Raw genomic sequence first — 18,229 nt, 5'->3', positions numbered from 1 at the left:
GTGGGCGCGCGGATCTGCGAATCCGATCCGGTGTCAGTCGCCTGCCCCGCCCGCCTGCGGCCCCGGGGTGGCACCGCCCGCGCTGCGGGCAAAATCCGAAAGATCGACCTGCACCGCCCCCTCGCCTTCGGCGACCATCACCTGATTGCGCCCCTTCCCCTTGGCGCGGTAGAGCGCGCGATCCGTGCGCACATAGACTTCCTGCAAACTCTCGCCAGGATGCCATTGCGCCACGCCGACCGAGGCCGTAACCGGCACGCGATGGCCTTTGAGCATCGCGAGGCTCGCTTCCGCGACAGCTTGGCGCAGCCGCTCGCCCACCTCGAAGGCCGCCTCCAGATCCGCCCCGGGCAGCAAGACGGCGAATTCCTCACCGCCGACCCGTGCAAGCGTATCGTCATGGCGCAGCACGGCGCGCATCACCTTGGCCGCGTTGCGCAATACCCCGTCGCCAAAATCATGCCCGCCAAGATCATTCACCCGTTTGAAGTGATCGAGATCGACCATCACGAACGCGAAGGGCACTCCATATTTGTACCCCTGCGCCGCAGCCCGGGAAAACCGCCGCTCCAGCACCGCGCGGTTGAACAGCCCCGTCAGCCCATCCCGCATCGCCTGCCGCGCCATCTGCCGCTCCAGTTCGCGCCGCGCATGATCGGCCCGCTCGAGCGACATCGCCATCAGCGAGATCAACCCGATATTGAACCCTGCGATCGTCACGACGAGCAGCAGAACCTCGGCGCGCACGGTGCGTTCGCGGTCAAACAGGATGTAGAAAAAACCGAAAATCAGCGGCCCCGCGACCCCGAGCAGGATCTGCGTGCGCGCTTGCCGCCCCGAGGCGTGGGTATTCAGCAGCACCCGCATCACCCCGCGATTGGCGCGTCCAAGCATTCCACCGGCGGCAAGCAACAGGATCATCACGGCTGTCGCCAGCGACATCGCGCCTGTCACCTCGCGCATTTGGAACAGGTTCGCGGCGAGCTGCATCAAGGCGCTACCAAGTGCCACATAGAACAGCCCGACGCCCAGCATGAAGGCACCCCGCTCCTGCGCGAGGACCGCCGCCGCGATCAGCCCCAGACTGATCGCCGAATGCCGCGCCATGAAATAGGGGCTTTGCACGCCATAGAGCGGCTCCAGCGCCGGAACGAACCGCCCCAAGGTGAGCACGAGACCGATCGCTGCAAGCGTCTGAACGAGGAACGAAACGCGCTTGCGCCGCCCCCCCTGCCCGCGCAGAGCGATCGCAAGCGCTAACGCCAGGCCCGTGACCGCAGTCAGTTCATGCATTCCATAGCTGCCGGGAAAGAGCCGGAACATCCAGCCCAGCCGCGCGAGATGCCCCGCCAGCGCCCAGAGCGCCAGTCCCCCCGCGACAAGCGCAAGGGGCCGGATCGACAGAGAAGCGACGCGGAATAAAGACATAGCAGACCCGATCGCCCCGCAGAGCCGCGATGACAGAAAGGTCATCCTCCACGGGAGCTGGCTTGAAATCCTACAGCTAAATTTCCAGCCAATCCTTAATTAAAAATTAAGGACAGTCCGCCCGCGCCGGCATTGGGGTCACATCTGCGCGTCTGGTCCGTAATAGGCAAGGCTCTCATGGCGGGGCGCACCATGTCCGAGCGTCGAGCGCACCATCGCCAGCCGCCCCGCATGAAACGGTGCCAGCGCCACATCGCCCTGCGCGCTCAGAAACTGCCCCAGCCGCGCAAGCTCACCGGGGCCCGCGCCCTTGCGAAACCGCGCCAAGGTCACATGCGGTCGGAACCGACGCCGCGCGAGCACCAGCCCAACCCCACGCGCAGCCCCCATTACCGCACTATGCCAGCGCGCCAGTTCGGCATCGGGGCGCGCACTCAGCACCAGTGCTTCGGGCCGCTCCGCCGAGCCGAAAACTTCGAGCCCCGCCAAGGCCACCTCCGGCCCCGGCCCCCAGTCGACCTCTTCCAGGGCTTCGTGAAGCTGCTCGGCCTCGAACGGTTCGATTTCGCCCAGAAACGCCAGTGTCAGATGCAGGTTGTCAGGCTGCACGATGCGGCCCGCGCCCAACTCCATCTGCAAGACACCGATCGCCTCGCAAATCGCCTCGGGCAGTTCGATTGCCACGAAAATCCGCATCCGCCTCTCTCCGCCAACAGCCGCAAAAGCAAAACGGCGCCCCGGTTGCCCGAAGCGCCGCTCGCTAACTCTGTCTCGAAAGGCTTACGCGGCTTCCGAGATGAATTTCACCGCATCGCCGACGGTCTGGATGTTCTCGGCGGCGTCATCGGGGATCTCGATGCCGAATTCTTCTTCGAAGGCCATGACCAGCTCGACGGTGTCGAGGCTGTCGGCGCCCAGGTCGTCGATGAACGAGGCGCTCTCGGTCACCTTGTCCTCTTCCACGCCGAGATGCTCCACGACGATCTTCTTCACGCGATCAGCGATGTCGCTCATGTCAATTCCTCAAAGTTTATAGGGCTACTGGCCCGTTCCTGCTTGCTCGTTCGAGCGTCTCAACCCGCGCGCCCGGGTGCAACCCCAAGACCGCAATCGGAACCGCGGCGCATGCGCCCGGCTCATCTGCTGCGCTCATAGCGACTGCTGTGACGCATGGCAAGCCGTTTCTCTAGCATAACAAAGCGGAACTTGCCGTGGGGTCAAAATAGCGTCAGACCATCGCCATGCCGCCGTTGACGTGCAGCACCGCGCCGGTCACGTAACCGGCCTCGGGGCTTGCGAGGTAACGCACGGCAGCCGCGATCTCCTCGGGCGTGCCCATGCGGCCCGCCGGGATATTGCCCATCAGCGCCGTTTTCTGGTCGTCCGAGAGCTTGTCGGTCATCGCGGTCTGGATGAAGCCGGGCGCGACGCAGTTCACCGTCACGCCGCGGCTCGCCACTTCCTGCGCGAGAGATTTCGACGCACCGACCAGCCCCGCCTTCGCTGCGGCATAGTTCACCTGCCCGGGATTGCCGGTCTGGCCAACGATCGAGGTGATGTTGATAATCCGGCCCCAGCGCGCCTTCATCATCGGCCGCATCACGCCGCGCATCAGGCGGAAGGCCGCCGTCAGGTTCACATCGATCACCGACTGCCAGTCCTCATCCGACATCCGCATCATCAGCTGATCGCGGGTAATGCCCGCATTGTTCACAAGAATATCGAGGCCGCCCATCGCCGCCAGCGCCGCCTTCGGCAGTGCCTCGACCGATTCCGGATCACTCAGGTTTGCAGGGCAGACATGTGCCCCCTCGCCCAGTTCGGCCGCCAGCGCCTCGAGCGGCTCGACCCGCGTGCCCGAAAGCGCAACGACCGCGCCCCCCGCATGCAGCGCCCGCGCGATCTCCGCCCCGATACCTCCCGACGCCCCGGTCACCAGCGCGCATTTTCCCGTCAGATCGAACATCCCGCTTCCCCTTATTGTACCGGGACGCCACCCGCGCCCCTTCTTCTTGATCCAAATATCTCAGGGGGTCCGGGGGAGGATCCCCCGGCCTGCCCTGCCCGCGTCGTTCAGCCTTTGAGCGCCGCGATATCCTCGGGTGCTCCGATTGCGCGGCAGGTCACATCCTTGGCGATCCGGCGGATCATGCCCGAAAGCGCCTTGCCCGCGCCAATCTCCCAGATCTCGTCCACGCCCTGACCGGCCATCCAGGCCACGCTCTCGCGCCAGCGCACCGAGCCGGTCACCTGCTCGACCAGCAGCTTGCGGATCTCTTCGGGATCGCTCACCGCTTCGGCGCGCACATTGGCGACGACCGGCACGGCGGGCGCGTTGATCTGCGTGGCGGCAAGCGCCTCGGCCATCGCATCGGCGGCAGGCTGCATCAGCGCGCAATGGAACGGCGCCGAGACTGGCAGCATCACAGCACGCTTGGCCCCGGCTTCCTTGGCGAGCACGGTCGCGCGCTCCACCGCATCCTTATGCCCCGAGATCACGACCTGGCTCGGATCGTTATCGTTGGCCGCCTGGCAAACCTCGCCCTGCGCCGCCTCGGCGGCAACCTTCGCCGCCGTCTCGAAATCGAGCCCGAGCAGCGCGGCCATCGCGCCCACACCCACCGGCACAGCGTCTTGCATCGACTTGCCCCGCAGGCGCAACAGCTTCGCGGTATCGGCCAGGCTCAGCGCGCCCGCCGCACACAGGGCGGAGTATTCGCCAAGGCTGTGACCGGCAACGAAAGCCGCATCCGTGATCGCATAACCTTCCGCTTCAAGCGCGCGCATCGCCGCGATCGAGGTGGCCATCAGCGCGGGCTGGGCATTGGCGGTGAGCGTCAGCTCGTCGATCTCGCCCTCCCAGATCAGCGCGGAGAGCGCCTCTCCCAGCGCGTCATCGACCTCGGCGAAAACCGCAGCGGCGGCCGGATAGGCCTCGGCCAGCGCCTTGCCCATCCCGATAACCTGCGCGCCCTGACCGGGGAATACGAATGCTCGGCTCATGACCTGCCCTCCTCATCTGTGCTTGCGCGTTCCTTACCGCGCCCCCGCCGCTGGGGCAAGTTGTGCAAATGCCACCGGTACACAGGCGGCACTCAGCCTCGCGAGGCCACGGCGCGCGCCGGATTCCCGACGACTGTCGCCCCCGCGGGCACGTCGCGTGTCACCACCGCGCTGGCGCCGATGATCGCATCTTCACCAATCGTCACCCCTGGAAGGATGATCGCCCCGCCTCCGATCCAGACATTATCTCCGATCCGGACCGGGCGACCGAACTCCAGCCCCGCCCGTCTTTGCGCCGGATCGCGCGGATGATCGGCGGTGAGGATCTGCACGCCGGGGCCGATCTGCGTGCCCGTCCCGATCGACACCTCGACCACATCGAGCACCACGCAGCCGAAATTGAGAAACACGCCCGCACCAAGGCGGATATTGCTGCCGTAATCACAGTGAAACGGCGGGCGGATCCGCGCGCCTGCGCCCACTTCGGCAAACAGCTCGGACAGAAGCGCATGGCAGTCCTCAGCGCTTCTCGCGACCGAGGCATTGAAGCGATCCATCCAGGCACTCGCTCGGGCGACATCGGCCGCGATCTCCGGCCCTTCAGCCCGGTAGAGCTCGCCCGCAAGCATCTTGTCCTTCTCCGAACGCATCGCCACTCCATCGTTTGCGTCCGGCAATCCTGCCAGTCTCTGGCACAAAGCAAAAGGGGCGCTCTCGCGCCCCTTCTCCGTCAGTCCAGTTCGAGATGCGCGACCCCATCCGAGCGCCGCCCGATCGAGCGCCCATCGGCCCCGATCGTCGCGCGCACCCGCCGCCTGAGCGAGGAAAACGCCTTGCTTTCGACGACATCGACAGGTTCGTCGAGCGCGATCTCGATATCGATATGCGCCGCACCCTTGCGCCGCAGCGCATGGATGCGACCGGTGACCGGATGGCCCAGATAGCGCCCGCGCACCGTATCGCCCAGGGCAAGCCCCTGCGCCTCGGGACGCTTGAGCGCCGCCGCCATCGTGTTCCAGTCAGCATACCCTGCCGCCTGAGCGTTGAGTTCATAGGCTTTCGACAGCGCGACCGGATTGCCCGCACGCGCCATGGCGTCCGCCAGACGTTTCGCCTGCGCCTTCGCCTCTTTTACCGTCTTCACAGTCATTTCTTGGTCTCCACGGGGATCATCCACCGCTTCGGGGCCCGCATTGCCGAAGAGCCCCCGAGAAAGGAGAGCCGTCGTGATCCGGATTTCACCATGGGTCACCCCCGCGGGCGGCTGGCATCCGGCAGCCAAGGCCGAGAGATGGGCGGTCGCGTCCTCTGTGTCAAGTGCGCGAGCCCGCAAAGCAAAAGGGGCGCCTGAGAGGCGCCCCTTTCCGTAACTCGCTCCGCCGAGATCAGCAGGAGTAGTACATCTGGTACTCGACCGGGTGCGGCGTGTGCTCGTAGGCGTAAACCTCGTCCCACTTGAGCGCCATGTAGCCCTCGATCTGGTCCTTGGTGAACACGTCGCCGGCCAGCAGGAAGTCGTGATCCTTCTCGAGGCTCTCGAGCGCTTCACGCAGCGAGCCGCAAACGGTCGGGATCGCGGCCAGTTCTTCCGGCGGCAGATCGTAGAGGTCCTTGTCCGAGGACGGGCCCGGGTCGATCTTGTTCTTGATGCCGTCGAGGCCAGCCATCAGCAGGGCCGCGAAGCACAGGTAGGGGTTGGCCGACGGATCGGGGAAGCGAGCTTCCACACGCTTGGCCTTGGGCGACTCGGCCCACGGAATACGGACACAACCCGAACGGTTGCGGGCCGAGTAGGCGCGCAGAACCGGAGCTTCGAAGCCCGGGATGAGACGCTTGTAGGAGTTGGTCGACGGGTTGGTGAAGGCGTTGAGCGTCTTCGCGTGCTTCAGGATGCCGCCGATGAAGTACAGCGCTTCCTGCGACAGGTCAGCATACTTGTCGCCCGCGAAGAGCGGCTTGCCGTCCTTCCAGACCGACATGTTCACGTGCATGCCCGAACCGTTGTCGCCCTTGATGGGCTTGGGCATGAAGGTCACGGTCTTGCCATAGGCGGCCGCGACGTTGTGGATCACGTATTTGTACTTCTGGAGGTTGTCGGCCTGCTCGACGAGCGTGCCGAAGATCATGCCCAGCTCGTGCTGACAGGTCGCCACTTCGTGGTGGTGCTTGTCGACCTTCATGCCGATGCGCTTCATCGTCGAGAGCATTTCCGAACGGATGTCCTGGCCCTCGTCCGACGGGTTCACCGGGAAGTAGCCGCCCTTGTAACCCGGACGGTGCGCAAGGTTGCCCATTTCCATCGGGGTATCGGTGTTCCACGCCGCGTTCTCGGCGTCGACCTGATAGGAGACCTTCTCCGGGGTGACCGAGTAACGGACATCGTCGAAGATGAAGAATTCGGCTTCGGGGCCGAAATAGGCGGTGTCACCGATGCCCGAGGCCTTGAGATAGGCTTCGGCCTTCACGGCGGTGCCGCGCGGATCGCGGGCATAGGGCTCGCCGGTGTCGGGCTCGACCACGGTGCAGTGCACGCACATCGTCTTTTCAGCGTAGAAGGGGTCAATGTAGACCGAGGACGCATCCGGGATGAGTTTCATGTCGGACTGGTCGATCGACTTCCAGCCGGCGATCGACGAGCCGTCGAACATGAAGCCTTCTTCGAAGAAATCCTCATCGACTTCGGTGTGCATCAGCGTCACGTGCTGAAGCTTGCCACGCGGATCGGTAAAGCGGACGTCGACATATTCGACCTCCTCGTCCTTCATCAGTTTGACAGCGTCCTTGATGCTGCTCATGTCACGATACCCTTTCGTTGAACATGGATTTTGCCCGAACCCCGCCGGTCCGGACGTGAAGTTGTACGATTACAGCGCGTCGTCGCCGCTTTCGCCGGTGCGGATACGGATCGCCTGCTCCATCGGAGAGACGAAAATCTTGCCGTCGCCGATCTTCTCGGTGCGCGCGGCACTGGTGATCGCTTCGATGGCGGCATCGACCATGTCGTCGGGCAGCACCATCTCGATCTTAACCTTGGGAAGGAAGTCCACGACATATTCGGCGCCGCGATAAAGCTCGGTATGCCCCTTTTGGCGCCCAAACCCTTTCACCTCGATCACCGAGAGGCCCTGAATTCCGACCTCCTGAAGCGCCTCCTTCACCTCGTCGAGTTTGAAGGGCTTGATGATCGCCTCCACCTTCTTCATGCCGCCGACTCCCCCGTCGTTCTTAGTTCCGACCCCCTCAGACCACTTTCAACCCCGGGCCGCAATCGGCTAGGCTGAGAGGGCGCGGCGGCGGATCGGGAAACCGAAAACCGCGCCCTCGATTTGAGCAGTAAGCACATATTTTCGGCAGATTGAAAACAATTAAGACCGAGCGGGCGTGAGATGGTGGAAATTCTGACATCGGATCAGATCCGCGCGCGCGAAATGGGGCGATCGCGAGCGGCCGGGTGACCGGGCTCTCGCTCATGGAACGCACCGGGCAAGGCGTGATCGAGGCAATCTTCGAGCAATGACCGGAATTCGCCGCTCCCGCCACAACGCCCCGCAGCGCCGTGGTGTTCTGCGGGCGAGGCAACACTTGCGGCATCGGCTACGTCGTGGCGCGGCTCTTGCATAGGCGCGGCTGGCAGGTTGCATCCTGTCTCCCTGGAGACCTCGTCCGACTGCCTCCCGATGCCCGGTCCAACCATGATCGCTGGACCAGGCGCGGCCGCTCGACGCGGACAGGCCCGAAGGCCCGTCGCTTCTAATCGACGCGCTGTTCGGCTGCGATCTCAAACGTCCGATTCCCTTCGCGCCGCAGGGTACGGCTCAGATCCCCAACGCCGCGTTCGGCAAATGGCTGGGCGCCTTTTGCGACAGCCGCGACGCGGGCAGCGCCCTGCCCTCTCTCGCGGAACGCATCGCGATTGGTTGGCCGCCCACCGCCGCCATCGACATCCTCTCGGGGCTTGATGCCGCTAGTGGGGCGATCCTGGCCCCGCCCCGTGCCGAAACCGCCGCTGGCAGCCGCGCATGGTGCGCCGCGGCCAATCTCACCGTAACCTTTCAAAGCACGAAACCCGGCCATCTCGCTGCCGAGGGCCCCCGTCATTGCAGCAAGCTGGTCAACGAGCCGATCGGCCTTTAACTCTATATTGCAGAAAAGAGCGGCACACTCGGCCCGCTTTCAACATCAAGGACCTCCATGACGCCCAACATCCTTCTCACCGCCGCACAGATGCGCGCCCACGAGCGGGCCGCGATCGAGAGCGGCTCCGTTACCGGGCTGGAGCTGATGGAGCGCGCCGGCTCGGGCGTGGTGGAAGCGATTTTAGCGCGCTGGCCCGAACTGCCGGTCACCGAGGCCGCTGTCCTGTGCGGACCGGGCAATAACGGCGGCGACGGCTATGTGGTCGCGCGGCTGCTGTCCGAACGCGGCTGGAAGGTGAGCTGTTTCGCCTATGGCGACCCCGCGCGGCTGCCCCCCGACGCAAAGACCAATCACGACCGCTGGGCCGCCATCGGCGCGGTGCGCCCCTGGGACGATGCCACGATCGAGGATCGGATCGACGACATGGAGGGCGGGCTGGTGATCGACGCGCTGTTCGGCACCGGCCTGACCCGCGCGATGCCCGAGGATACCGCCCTGACCTGGCGCGGGATCTACCCGCGCCGTTTTTCCAATCCGCCCGGCCCGCGCCCGTATTTCGTCGCCGTCGATATCCCGAGCGGGATCTCCTCCGATTCCGGGCGCAATCTCGAGGGCGCTTTTCCCGCCGATCTGACCGTCACCTTCCACCGTGCGAAATGCGGCCATTACCTTGATCCCGACATGGGCGCGGATCGCCCCGGCGGCGGCGCGTCGATGAGCGGCGAGGTCTTGGTGGCCGATATCGGCCTGCCGCAAACGGACCCGCGCGACGCGGCGCGGCTGATCGACCGCCCGTCCAATTTTCTGAGGAAACGCGCGGGCCACAAATACAGCCATGGTCATGCGCTGGTGCTCGCGGGCGGGACCGGCAAAGGGGGCGCGGCCCGGCTGGCGGCGCGCGCGGCGCTCAGGATCGGTGCAGGTCTGGTGACGCTGGCCTGCCCGCAAGCGGCGCTTGCCGAGAACGCCGCCCAGCTGACGGCGGTGATGCTCACCCCCTTGCCCGATGGCTACAGCCTGCGCGGGATGCTGGCCGATGCGCGGCTCAACGCGCTCTGCCTCGGCCCCGGTCTGGGTCAGGCCCGCGCACAAGAGATGGTACCAGCCGCGCTTTGGGGCAAACGCGCCACCGTGCTCGATGCCGATGCGCTCACCGCCTTTCGCGACGACCCGGCACTGCTGTTCGGCCAGCTGCACGAACACTGCGTGATCACCCCGCATCCGGGCGAGTTCCGCGCGCTCTTCCCCGATCTCGCCGAGGCGCTTGGCGACCCAGACCACCCCGCCTATTCAAAGCTCGACGCCACCCGAGAGGCCGCGGCCCGCGCAGGCTGCACCGTGCTGCTCAAGGGCCCGGATACCACGATCGCCACGCCCGACGGGCGAACGGCCCTCCATTCCGCGACCGGTGCGCGGGCCGCGCCCTGGCTTGCGACGGCGGGCGCGGGCGATGTCCTCGCCGGGCTCATCGCCGGCCTTCTGGCACGCGGGTTTTCCCCCTTCGACGCCGCCTGTTCCGCCGCCTGGCTTCACGTCGAGGCGGCGCGTGCCTTCGGCCCCGGATTGATTGCGGAAGACCTGCCCGAAACGCTGCCCAAAATCCTCCAAAACCTCGATTTGTGATTGCCCCGACGCTGCGAGCTGCAATCCATTGACGAGCGTCAATGCTTTCGCCGCGCCGCGCGCGATGATCGGCGCCGGGATGGAACTATTCATGGGGTGTCGTCGTGGGCAATACCACCACGCCGTCGCAGGCTTCGGGAGCCGCGATGAAAAATGTATTCAAGGGCGTCCGCGGGCTGATTGGCTCGGCTTTTCTGTTCAGCCTTTTCACCAACCTGCTGCTGCTCACCGGGCCGCTCTTCATGTTGCAGGTCTATGACCGGGTGATCGGCTCGCGCTCTGAGGAAACGCTCGTCGCGCTCTTCGGGCTCGTGGTGTTTCTTTACCTGTTCTATACCGTCCTCGAATTCGTCCGCGCCCGCGTGATGGCACGGGTCGGCGCGCGCATCCATGCGCAACTCAACGAACGGGTCTTCGACGCGATGCTCGAACGTTCGGCGCTGCGCAAGACCAACAAGGGCGCAGGCGCGCTGCAAGATCTCGACGCAGTGCGCACGGTTTTCGGCTCGCCGGTGCTGCTGTCGCTGATGGACATCCCCTGGACCCCGGTCTTCGCCGCCGCGATCTTCATCTTCCACCCGCTGCTGGGCTGGCTTGCGGTCGCGGGCGGCGCGTTGCTGATCGCGACCTCGCTGGCGAACCACTGGCTGACCAAGCGGCGCCTGAACGAAGCGCAATCGGTGGGCTTTGCCAGCAACCAGATCGCACGGCAAAGCGAGGACGGCGCGGATTACCTCTGGGCGCAGGGCATGGGTCCGGTGATGCGCCGCCGCTGGCTGAGCAAACAGCAAGAGGCGCAGGGCAAGACGCTCGCCGCAGCAGACTGGACGGGGGCTTTCGGCTCCTTCTCGAAGGGCTTCCGGATGCTCTTGCAATCGGCGGTGCTTGCCGTCGGTGCCTGGCTGGTATTGCGCCACGAGATGACGGCCGGCGCAATCATCGCGGGCTCGGTGCTGTTGGGGCGCGCGCTCGCCCCGGTCGAGCAGGTCCTGGGCCAGTGGAGCCTGCTGCATCGCGCGCGCAACGGATGGCGCGGGCTTACCGAGTTCCTCGACGAAATTCCCGACCGCCCCGAGCCGACCCGCCTGCCCGCCCCCGAGCCGCAACTGAGCGTACGCGGCCTCTCGCTCGCGCTCCGTCGCGGCGAAAAGCCGGTCCTCTACAATATCGGCTTTGACATTTCCCCCGGCGAGGCCGTGGGCGTGATTGGAAAGAGCGGCTCGGGCAAGACCACGCTCGCGCGCGCATTGGTTGGCCTCGTCACTCCCAGCGCGGGAGAGGTCCGGCTTGCGGGCGCCAAGCTCGACCAATACAGCCCCGAGCGGCTTGGCCAGTTCATCGGCTACCTGCCGCAGGTGGTGAAGACCTTCGACGGCACGATCGCGGAAAATATCGCGCAGATGGCGCTCGAACCCGATCCTGACCGGATCGTCGCGGCGGCACAGAAGGCGCAGATCCACGACATCATCCTCAAGCTGCCGAAAGGTTACGACACGCGACTGAGTGGCAGCGACTCCGTGCTCTCGGGCGGGCAGCGCCAGCGTCTGGGTCTCGCCCGTGCGCTTTATAACGACCCGGTGCTTCTGGTGCTCGACGAGCCGAACTCGGCGCTCGACGCCGACGGCTCTGAGGCGCTCAACGAGGTGGTGCGCGCGATGACCGAAGAGGGCAAGGCGGTGGTGCTGATGACCCACCGCACCAACGCGATCAAGGCCTGCACGCAGCTGATTATCCTCGAGAACGGACAGGTCTCCGCGCAAGGCCCGCGCGACGAGATCATCCGCTCGATGATCAAGAATGCGCATGATGTGAAACGGGTGCTGTCGATGAGGGCGGAATCATGAGCAAGAGATCGGAACTCAAGAGCACGCGGCTTCTGCTCGCGGCAGGCTTCGGCTCGATCGCGATCCTCGTGGGCGGCATGGGTGCCTGGAGCGTCGGTACGAATATCTCCGGCGCGGTGGTCGCGCGCGGCACCGTCAAGGTCGAGAGTGACCGTCAGGTGATCCAGCATCCCGATGGCGGTGTAGTGGGCGCGATTCTCGCGCGCAACGGCGATCACGTGAAAGCTGGCGACGTGCTGGTGCGGCTCGACGATACGTTCCTGAAATCCGAGCTTGCGATCGTGCAAAGCCAGCTGATGGAGATCGCCGCGCGGCGGATCCGGCTCGAGGCGGAGCGCGACGGGCGCGACACGCTCGATTTCTCGGACCAGCCCAGCTATTCGCTGCTGAACCCGAAACAGGTGGCCGATCAGATCGAGGGGCAGCGCAACCTCTTCGCGGCGCGGCGCAGCTCTCTGGCGCAAAAGACCGGGCAACTGCGCGAACAGCAACAGCAGATCCGCAAGCAGGTCGAGGGGATTCAGGCCCAACTCGCCTCGCTCAACGCCCAGCTCGAACTGATCTCGCAGGAACTGGCCGACAAGCAGTCGCTTCTCAAGCGCAAGCTGATGGAGGCCTCCCGCGTGTTGCAGGTCCAGCGCGAACATGCGCGGCTGACCGGCGAGATCGGGCGGCTCAATTCGGCCATCGCGGAATCGCGGGTGAAGATCTCGGGCATCGAGATCGAGATCCTCGGCCTCGCCGAACAGCATCGCGAATCTGCGATCACCCAGCTGCGCGACCTGCAATATAACGAGATCTCGCTACTCGAACGCGAAACGACTCTGCGCGAAAAGCTCGCCCGCCTCGACGTGCGCGCGCCGGTGGACGGGGTCGTGTTCGGCTCGCATGTCTTCGCCCTGCATTCGGTCGTTCAGGCCGCGCAGCCGATGATGTATCTCGTGCCGAGCGATCAGCCGCTGGAGGTCTCGGTCCGCGTCGACCCGACCAATATCGACCAGGTCTATGCGGGCCAGGAAGTGTCGTTGCAATTCTCGACCTTCAACCGCCGCACCACCCCCGCGGTGGCGGGCGAGGTTGTGCGCGTCTCTCCCGACGTGCAGACCGACGAAGCCACCCGCGAGACCTATTACGAGGCGACGGTCGAGCCCGATGCAGAGGTGCTGGCCTCGCTGGAGGAAGTGAAGCTGATGCCGGGCATGCCGGTCGAGGCCTTCCTGAAAACCGACGCCCGCACGCCGCTCTCCTACCTCACCCACCCGCTGACGGTCTATTTCAACCGCGCCTTCCGCGGCGATTGAAAGGCGTGAGGGGGCGAGTGGCCCGATCATTTCCTGCGGAGACTACGTAAAAAGGCCCGGCAATCGCCGGGCCTTTTCATTAGTCGGGTTGTCGCCTCAGGGCGTCTGGGTCGCGATGAAGATGCCGTCGTTCAGCAGCGTTCCGCCGACGGTACCGTCCGCATAACCTGCGGCAGTCGTCGGTTGGGTCAGCGCATCGTCCGTCCCGCCGAAGAAATAGCCGGTCAAGGCGATATTGGTGGCATTCACCGTCCCATCGTTGGTCAGATCCCCGGAGAGCGTCCCGGCAAATTCCTGATCCCCGGCCAAATTGGCCGAGATACCCGTGGACGGCATCGCCAGCGCGCCGGTATAGGCTCCGTTGGTTTCATGCTGGAAGTTCGTCGCCGAACCGCTCACCGAGCCGCCGCCCGAGAAATCGGCGGTCAACGTGAGCTCGCCGATAAACCCACCACCGTCGACTTCGCCTCCGACATAGCCTTTGTAATCGGCAGTGCCTGACGTCGGCACGACAGTCCGCTCCGTTCCGATGAGCTCGCCGGTGTTGGAGTCGATGACGCCCGTATCATCGGCCATCGTAGTCGCCCGATCCAGAAGCTGAGCATAGGTGGGCGCGGTGGTGAGGGTTGTCCCCCCCGACCCGCCACATCCCGCCAATGCTGCTGCCGCGCCTGCCAGAACGAGATATTTCACTTGAGTCTTCATGTTCATATTCCTTGTAAAACTATCACCGGCAGAGATCAGACGATCAGGCTGTCATCGGGGATGAAGTCATCGACATTGATATCCGCGACATCGACGCCACGCAGGATCATCCGGTCCGTGCCGTAAGTGATCTGCGTGCCAGTCGTGCGATAGGAGCTGATCGTCAGGTCTTCGAAGGTCATCCCCGAGAGCTGGACCATGTCCGAGCCATCCTCGAAATCGTAAACGATATCCATGCCGCCGCCTTCCGCGAAAACGAAGACATCATTGCCGAGACCGCCATAGAGCAGGTCGAGACCGGCGCCGCCGTCGATCGTGTCATCGCCCGACAGGCCGTAGATGTTGTCGTTCCCACCCAGGCCGAGAATGATGTCATCGCCCAGCGTACCGATGAGGAGTTCGCCTGCCTCGGTGCCGGTAATCTCCGTCGGCGGGTCTTCAGGGTTCGGCTCAGTGCCCGGACCGGGATTGGCCAGCAAGAAATCGGCTTCCATGTCGAGCTTCATGCTCGGGCCGAGATCGCCCGCCACATCCGTGAGGGTCGCGAGCAGGAATGACTCACCCGCCCCTTCCCCATCACTGTCGAGCCAGATCTGGAGATCGTCACCACTGATCACCTGCGAGATCTTATGGTCGAAATCGCTGACACCGTTCTCGTCGAGCACATCGCTCACCCCGAGACCGATCAGACCGATCGCATCGGTGCCGACTTCGAAATCGGTGATCGTGCTGGTCGTCAGAGCTGCGCCTTCGACAGACGAGCCATAGCTGACCACGAAGAGATCTGCACCGGTGCCGCCCGTGAAGGTGTTCGAGCCAAGGCCGACGAGGAAATCATCCACGTCGTCGGAGCCATTTACATCCGCGCCCACTGCATGGGTTGAGATCAGCTCATAGCTCATCACCAGTTCGGCGCTGTAAACCGTCGCGGGCTTGATATCGCCTTTGATATAGACCGCCACGTCGAAGCCGTCGGTGTAGTTCATCCCGTTGACCGACACCTCGCCGGGCTTGTCCTGCCAGCCTGCGCTGACGGAGAGCGGCTTGGCGGGCATACCCCAGTCGAGCAGGTTGAGAACGGTCTGGGTTTCCGCGCCGACCTCGTATTTCACCTCGTCATTGGTGGGCGGCGGCGGTTCGCTCGGATCATCGGGGATCACCACCGAGGGCAGATCCTGGCCGTATTTGTCGGGCAGCAGGCGCCAGCGCGGACCGCTATCGGCATATTCCGTGCCGTCCTCGCTGAGCACCGGCTCGAAGGGCTCGCGGTCCATCGTCGTGTACCAGGCGTTGGTAAAGCCGTCCGCCCCGTCATCGGCACCGATATCGCCCAAGACGCTCTCATCCCATGCATCCGCAAGAAATTCGTCGCGCAGGATGGTATCGGCAGGGTAAAGCGTTCCGTCGCCCGCGTAGTAGGCATCCGTGGTGAGCCAGACTTCGCGTTCGCCCGCCCCGTCACCATTCCAGGCCGGGTCGATGTAATAGGTCGGCAGAATCCCGATGGCGGCTTCGTTCTCGAAGTCTTCGGGACGGACCTGATCGTTGGGGTTGTTGGTGATCGTGTGATGGATCACCAACTCGGCCTCGGTCACATGGTAGAGATCGCGCACCGAGGTATAGGGGTTGTATTCACTCCAGTCGGTCGGCAGGTCGAGCGTCGCCTCGAGCCGCACATCGTTGGGCTTCTTGATCACGTTGCCCCAACGATAGAGCAGTTTGCCGTCATCCTTGAGCGTAACCGAGTAATCGCTGCTGACCGCGATATTCTCGGTGATCTCGGTCTCGTTGGGCTGGAGGATATCCTTGATATCGATGACGCCGTCGCCGTTCACATCCTCGATGAGGATCTGGACACCCTCTTCATCAAAATAACCTCCATCGAGCAGACCCTTGACGGACTTTCCATCATAGACGCCGCCCACGACGATTAGATTGTCATCAAGCGGATAAAGCGTACTTTCGTCATCGTCACCGGGATATTTCTGATCCGAGAGCACGTTCTGCATCACCACGTAATGCTCGGTCGAGGCCTTGACGGTCTCACCGCCAAGACCGCCCAGCCAAGTGCCGTACACAGCCGGGGTCTTGAACGTGTCGGTAGGCGAGTCCGAGATCACGATGCCGAGCTGGGTGCCCTGTGCATCGGTCAGATCGCCTGCCCAGCCTTCCTCGTAGAGGTCGTCGATTTCCTTCTGCTCGGCATTGGTGAAATCCGCGACAACGTAGCCGAACTCGCTGTTGATCGGGAACAGCGTCACCCCGTCTTGAGTGACCTTGGTGCCGTTCGCGCCAGTCGTGTCAAAGTACTCGAGCGGATCTTCCGCCGCCCCGACGGTCATGCCGTCGAAGGTCACCGTGATGTCGGCCGTGCTGAATACATGCGACGACCGGAACATCGGATCGGTGTTCAGCGGCTCGTCCCAGTCGTCTACATTGGTTGGATCAATTGGCGTCGCCATCTCGCGTCCCCTCTGTCAAAAATATGCATGACGCCATCGCGGACGGATAAGCCCTCCCACACCCGGCCTCTCGGTCGCGATGCGTCATCCCCTCGAACATTCCGACCTTCCGAAAAGAGGGCCCAAGCCCCATTTCCCACCCCGGTCGGATCTGCTTCGAGTCTCACGCTCGCGTGACGGGAGCGTGATTCGCATTGACGGCCATCAACGGCGGACAGACGCGTTAAGATTGAGGAAAAAAGAGCACGTTTTCAGAAAGGTTTCCGGCGATCTCCGGCCTGCGCGCTCAGAAGACCGAGCGCAGACCAAACCGCACCGTGGTGTCGTAGCGCTTGTAATACTCGACATTCGAGTTGGTCTTCTCGGCCTCGATACGCAGCACCGGCGAAAAGCCATAATAGTCGAGTTTCGGAAACCCGATGCGCAGCGAAACCTGCCGGCGCCAATCGCGCCGCGCGCCGGTGGCGTAGAGCGAGGCATCATAGTCGCGCCGCTCAAACTGGAACCCCGCGCCGAGCGAGAGCTTGCCCGCCAGCGGCCGGCCCAGATCGTAGCTCAGCCCTACGATCACCGCGCGATGGTCAATCTCGATCGAGTCCGAGCGCGCCTTGCGAACCCCCAGCGACAGCCCGAGCCGGTCGCCGCTGCGCAGGCGCCAGTCGCGTCGCGCCGAAAGGGCGAGGATCGAGGCGGTCTTGCGCGGATCGTCGAGCCGAATCTGGCGCTCGCCGGTCAGCGTGAGCGTGGTCACCGCACGCTGCGCATCGCCCCATTGCGCCGCTCCCGACAGCCGCAGGTAATTGCTCAGATCCGCGCCGCCATACCAGTTCTTGCCGATCACCCCATCGAGGCGGAAACGCAGCGGATCGCTCGGCTTGTTCAGCGCCTGACCGAGCGAAAGCTCGACCGCGCTGAAGGCATAATCGCTGCCCTTAGCGTCGGGCACGGCACGCTTGGCCTTGTCGGAAAGCACGACCTGCTGTGTGAAAAGGGTCAGCCCCGCTTGCGCGGGCAGATCACCAAACCCCTTGAACCGGTAGCGCAGCCCCAGCTGCGCCGCGATCTCATAGCCTGAGAGCGCGCGCGCATCGGGATTGAGGATGAAATCGATCCCGCCGATATCGACCTGATCGGCAAGGCTTCCATTATTCACATTCGAGGATGGGCCCGCGTTCAGATCGAAGCTGATCTCCCACGGCGTCGCGGCCATCACGGCGCGCAGATCGCGCAGACTGCGGGCCTTGAGCGCCTCATCCGGAGCCATCTGCACCGCGCGGCGCAACCAAAGCTGTGCGCTCATCGGATGGCCAAGATCGTAGCTCGCCGCCGCCAGCTCGACCGCACTGATGTAATGTTCGCGCGGGTTGCGCGAAGCCGCCTCCGCGCGTTCGGCTGCGACCTTTGCCCCTGCCGCATCACCCTGTGCTCGCAGCGCCCTCGACAGCACGACGAGCGTGCCCACATCGCCGGGCCGGTCTTGCAAGATCACGCGGGCCAGAGCCTCGGCTCCGGGCCAGTCGTTCTGACGCAACAGATCGAGGAGCTGCCGGTCTTGCGCGGAAGACACCGAAAGATCCTGAGCCAAGGCCGCCCTTACAAAGGGCGTCCCAGGGGCAAAAATGACCATGGCACCAAGCATCGCGCCTGCAAAAATGCGGCCCAGCCGCACCCGTGCCAGATCTCCGAATGCCCCGCTCATTCCAGTTTCCGCCCCTCTCAGATCCTG

The 18,229-nt window shown here is 64.3% G+C and carries 17 protein-coding genes; 5 read left to right on the top strand and 12 right to left on the bottom strand.

Annotation, left to right across the window (positions count from 1 at the left end):
* Positions 1–33 precede the first annotated feature (33 nt).
* The 9 genes from TP2_RS17845 to TP2_RS02985 form a co-directional block, all read right to left on the bottom strand.
* Positions 34–1,428 (bottom strand): diguanylate cyclase, encoded by a 1,395-nt coding sequence (locus TP2_RS17845; protein WP_051692137.1) that lies wholly within the window; start codon positions 1,426–1,428, stop codon positions 34–36.
* A gap of 138 nt (positions 1,429–1,566) precedes the next feature.
* The gene (gene thpR / locus TP2_RS03020) at positions 1,567–2,124 is read right to left on the bottom strand and encodes an RNA 2',3'-cyclic phosphodiesterase (protein ID WP_051692136.1); all 558 of its coding nucleotides are present in this window, start codon (positions 2,122–2,124) and stop codon (positions 1,567–1,569) included.
* Positions 2,125–2,208: 84 nt separating this feature from the next.
* Positions 2,209–2,442 carry an acyl carrier protein gene (locus TP2_RS03015; protein ID WP_038073067.1) on the bottom strand — a complete coding sequence of 78 codons (234 nt, stop codon included), beginning with the start codon at positions 2,440–2,442 and terminating at the stop codon, positions 2,209–2,211.
* Positions 2,443–2,656: 214 nt separating this feature from the next.
* Positions 2,657–3,394 carry a 3-oxoacyl-ACP reductase FabG gene (gene fabG, locus TP2_RS03010; protein ID WP_038073064.1) on the bottom strand — a complete coding sequence of 246 codons (738 nt, stop codon included), beginning with the start codon at positions 3,392–3,394 and terminating at the stop codon, positions 2,657–2,659.
* Positions 3,395–3,501: 107 nt separating this feature from the next.
* Positions 3,502–4,431, bottom strand: a complete 930-nt coding sequence (fabD, locus tag TP2_RS03005; protein ID WP_038073061.1) for an ACP S-malonyltransferase — start codon at positions 4,429–4,431, stop codon at positions 3,502–3,504.
* A 92-nt stretch (positions 4,432–4,523) separates the two neighbouring features.
* Entirely contained in the window at positions 4,524–5,081 is a 558-nt protein-coding gene (locus TP2_RS03000) for a sugar O-acetyltransferase (RefSeq protein ID WP_157617019.1), read from the bottom strand.
* An 80-nt stretch (positions 5,082–5,161) separates the two neighbouring features.
* Positions 5,162–5,581 (bottom strand): glyoxalase superfamily protein, encoded by a 420-nt coding sequence (locus TP2_RS02995; RefSeq protein ID WP_038073467.1) that lies wholly within the window; start codon positions 5,579–5,581, stop codon positions 5,162–5,164.
* A 235-nt stretch (positions 5,582–5,816) separates the two neighbouring features.
* Entirely contained in the window at positions 5,817–7,226 is a 1,410-nt protein-coding gene (gene glnA / locus TP2_RS02990; RefSeq protein ID WP_038073058.1) for a type I glutamate--ammonia ligase, read from the bottom strand.
* A 69-nt stretch (positions 7,227–7,295) separates the two neighbouring features.
* A complete protein-coding gene (locus TP2_RS02985; protein WP_038073056.1) occupies positions 7,296–7,634 on the bottom strand; it encodes a P-II family nitrogen regulator in 339 nt (112 codons plus the stop codon).
* Between the two features lie 353 nt (positions 7,635–7,987).
* On the opposite strand from TP2_RS02985, the gene TP2_RS18960 reads away from it, so the two are divergent.
* From TP2_RS18960 to TP2_RS02965, 5 genes are all read left to right on the top strand, one after another.
* Positions 7,988–8,185, top strand: coding sequence for an NAD(P)H-hydrate epimerase (locus TP2_RS18960; RefSeq protein WP_084713845.1), 198 nt, complete (start codon positions 7,988–7,990; stop codon positions 8,183–8,185).
* Positions 8,131–8,565: an NAD(P)H-hydrate epimerase gene (locus TP2_RS19030; protein ID WP_084713892.1), complete on the top strand. Its 435-nt coding sequence runs from the start codon at positions 8,131–8,133 to the stop codon at positions 8,563–8,565. The genes TP2_RS18960 and TP2_RS19030 overlap by 55 nt, the downstream gene beginning before the upstream one ends.
* Before the next feature lie 57 nt (positions 8,566–8,622).
* Entirely contained in the window at positions 8,623–10,191 is a 1,569-nt protein-coding gene (locus tag TP2_RS02975; protein ID WP_038073052.1) for a bifunctional ADP-dependent NAD(P)H-hydrate dehydratase/NAD(P)H-hydrate epimerase, read from the top strand.
* A 146-nt stretch (positions 10,192–10,337) separates the two neighbouring features.
* The gene (locus TP2_RS02970) at positions 10,338–12,035 is read left to right on the top strand and encodes a type I secretion system permease/ATPase (RefSeq protein WP_038073050.1); all 1,698 of its coding nucleotides are present in this window, start codon (positions 10,338–10,340) and stop codon (positions 12,033–12,035) included.
* Entirely contained in the window at positions 12,032–13,336 is a 1,305-nt protein-coding gene (locus TP2_RS02965; protein ID WP_038073048.1) for an HlyD family type I secretion periplasmic adaptor subunit, read from the top strand. Before TP2_RS02970 ends, TP2_RS02965 begins: the two co-directional genes overlap by 4 nt.
* A 96-nt stretch (positions 13,337–13,432) precedes the next feature.
* On the opposite strand, the gene TP2_RS02960 is transcribed toward TP2_RS02965, so the two are convergent.
* The 3 genes from TP2_RS02960 to TP2_RS02950 all read right to left on the bottom strand — a co-directional run bounded on the left by TP2_RS02960 (position 13,433) and on the right by TP2_RS02950 (position 18,070).
* Positions 13,433–14,041: a hypothetical protein gene (locus TP2_RS02960; protein ID WP_038073046.1), complete on the bottom strand. Its 609-nt coding sequence runs from the start codon at positions 14,039–14,041 to the stop codon at positions 13,433–13,435.
* A gap of 35 nt (positions 14,042–14,076) precedes the next feature.
* A complete protein-coding gene (locus TP2_RS02955; protein WP_038073043.1) occupies positions 14,077–16,503 on the bottom strand; it encodes a calcium-binding protein in 2,427 nt (808 codons plus the stop codon).
* A 286-nt stretch (positions 16,504–16,789) separates the two neighbouring features.
* On the bottom strand, positions 16,790–18,070 hold the full coding sequence (locus TP2_RS02950) for a surface lipoprotein assembly modifier (RefSeq protein WP_169739500.1): 1,281 nt from the start codon (positions 18,068–18,070) through the stop codon (positions 16,790–16,792).
* Between the last annotated feature and the right edge of the window lie 159 nt (positions 18,071–18,229).

The organism is Thioclava pacifica DSM 10166 (assembly GCF_000714535.1).
In the GTDB taxonomy this organism is placed as follows: Bacteria; Pseudomonadota; Alphaproteobacteria; order Rhodobacterales; family Rhodobacteraceae; genus Thioclava; species Thioclava pacifica.
The sequence above is the reverse complement of the archived record's forward strand: the minus strand, read 5'-3'. Positions and strand labels throughout refer to the sequence as shown.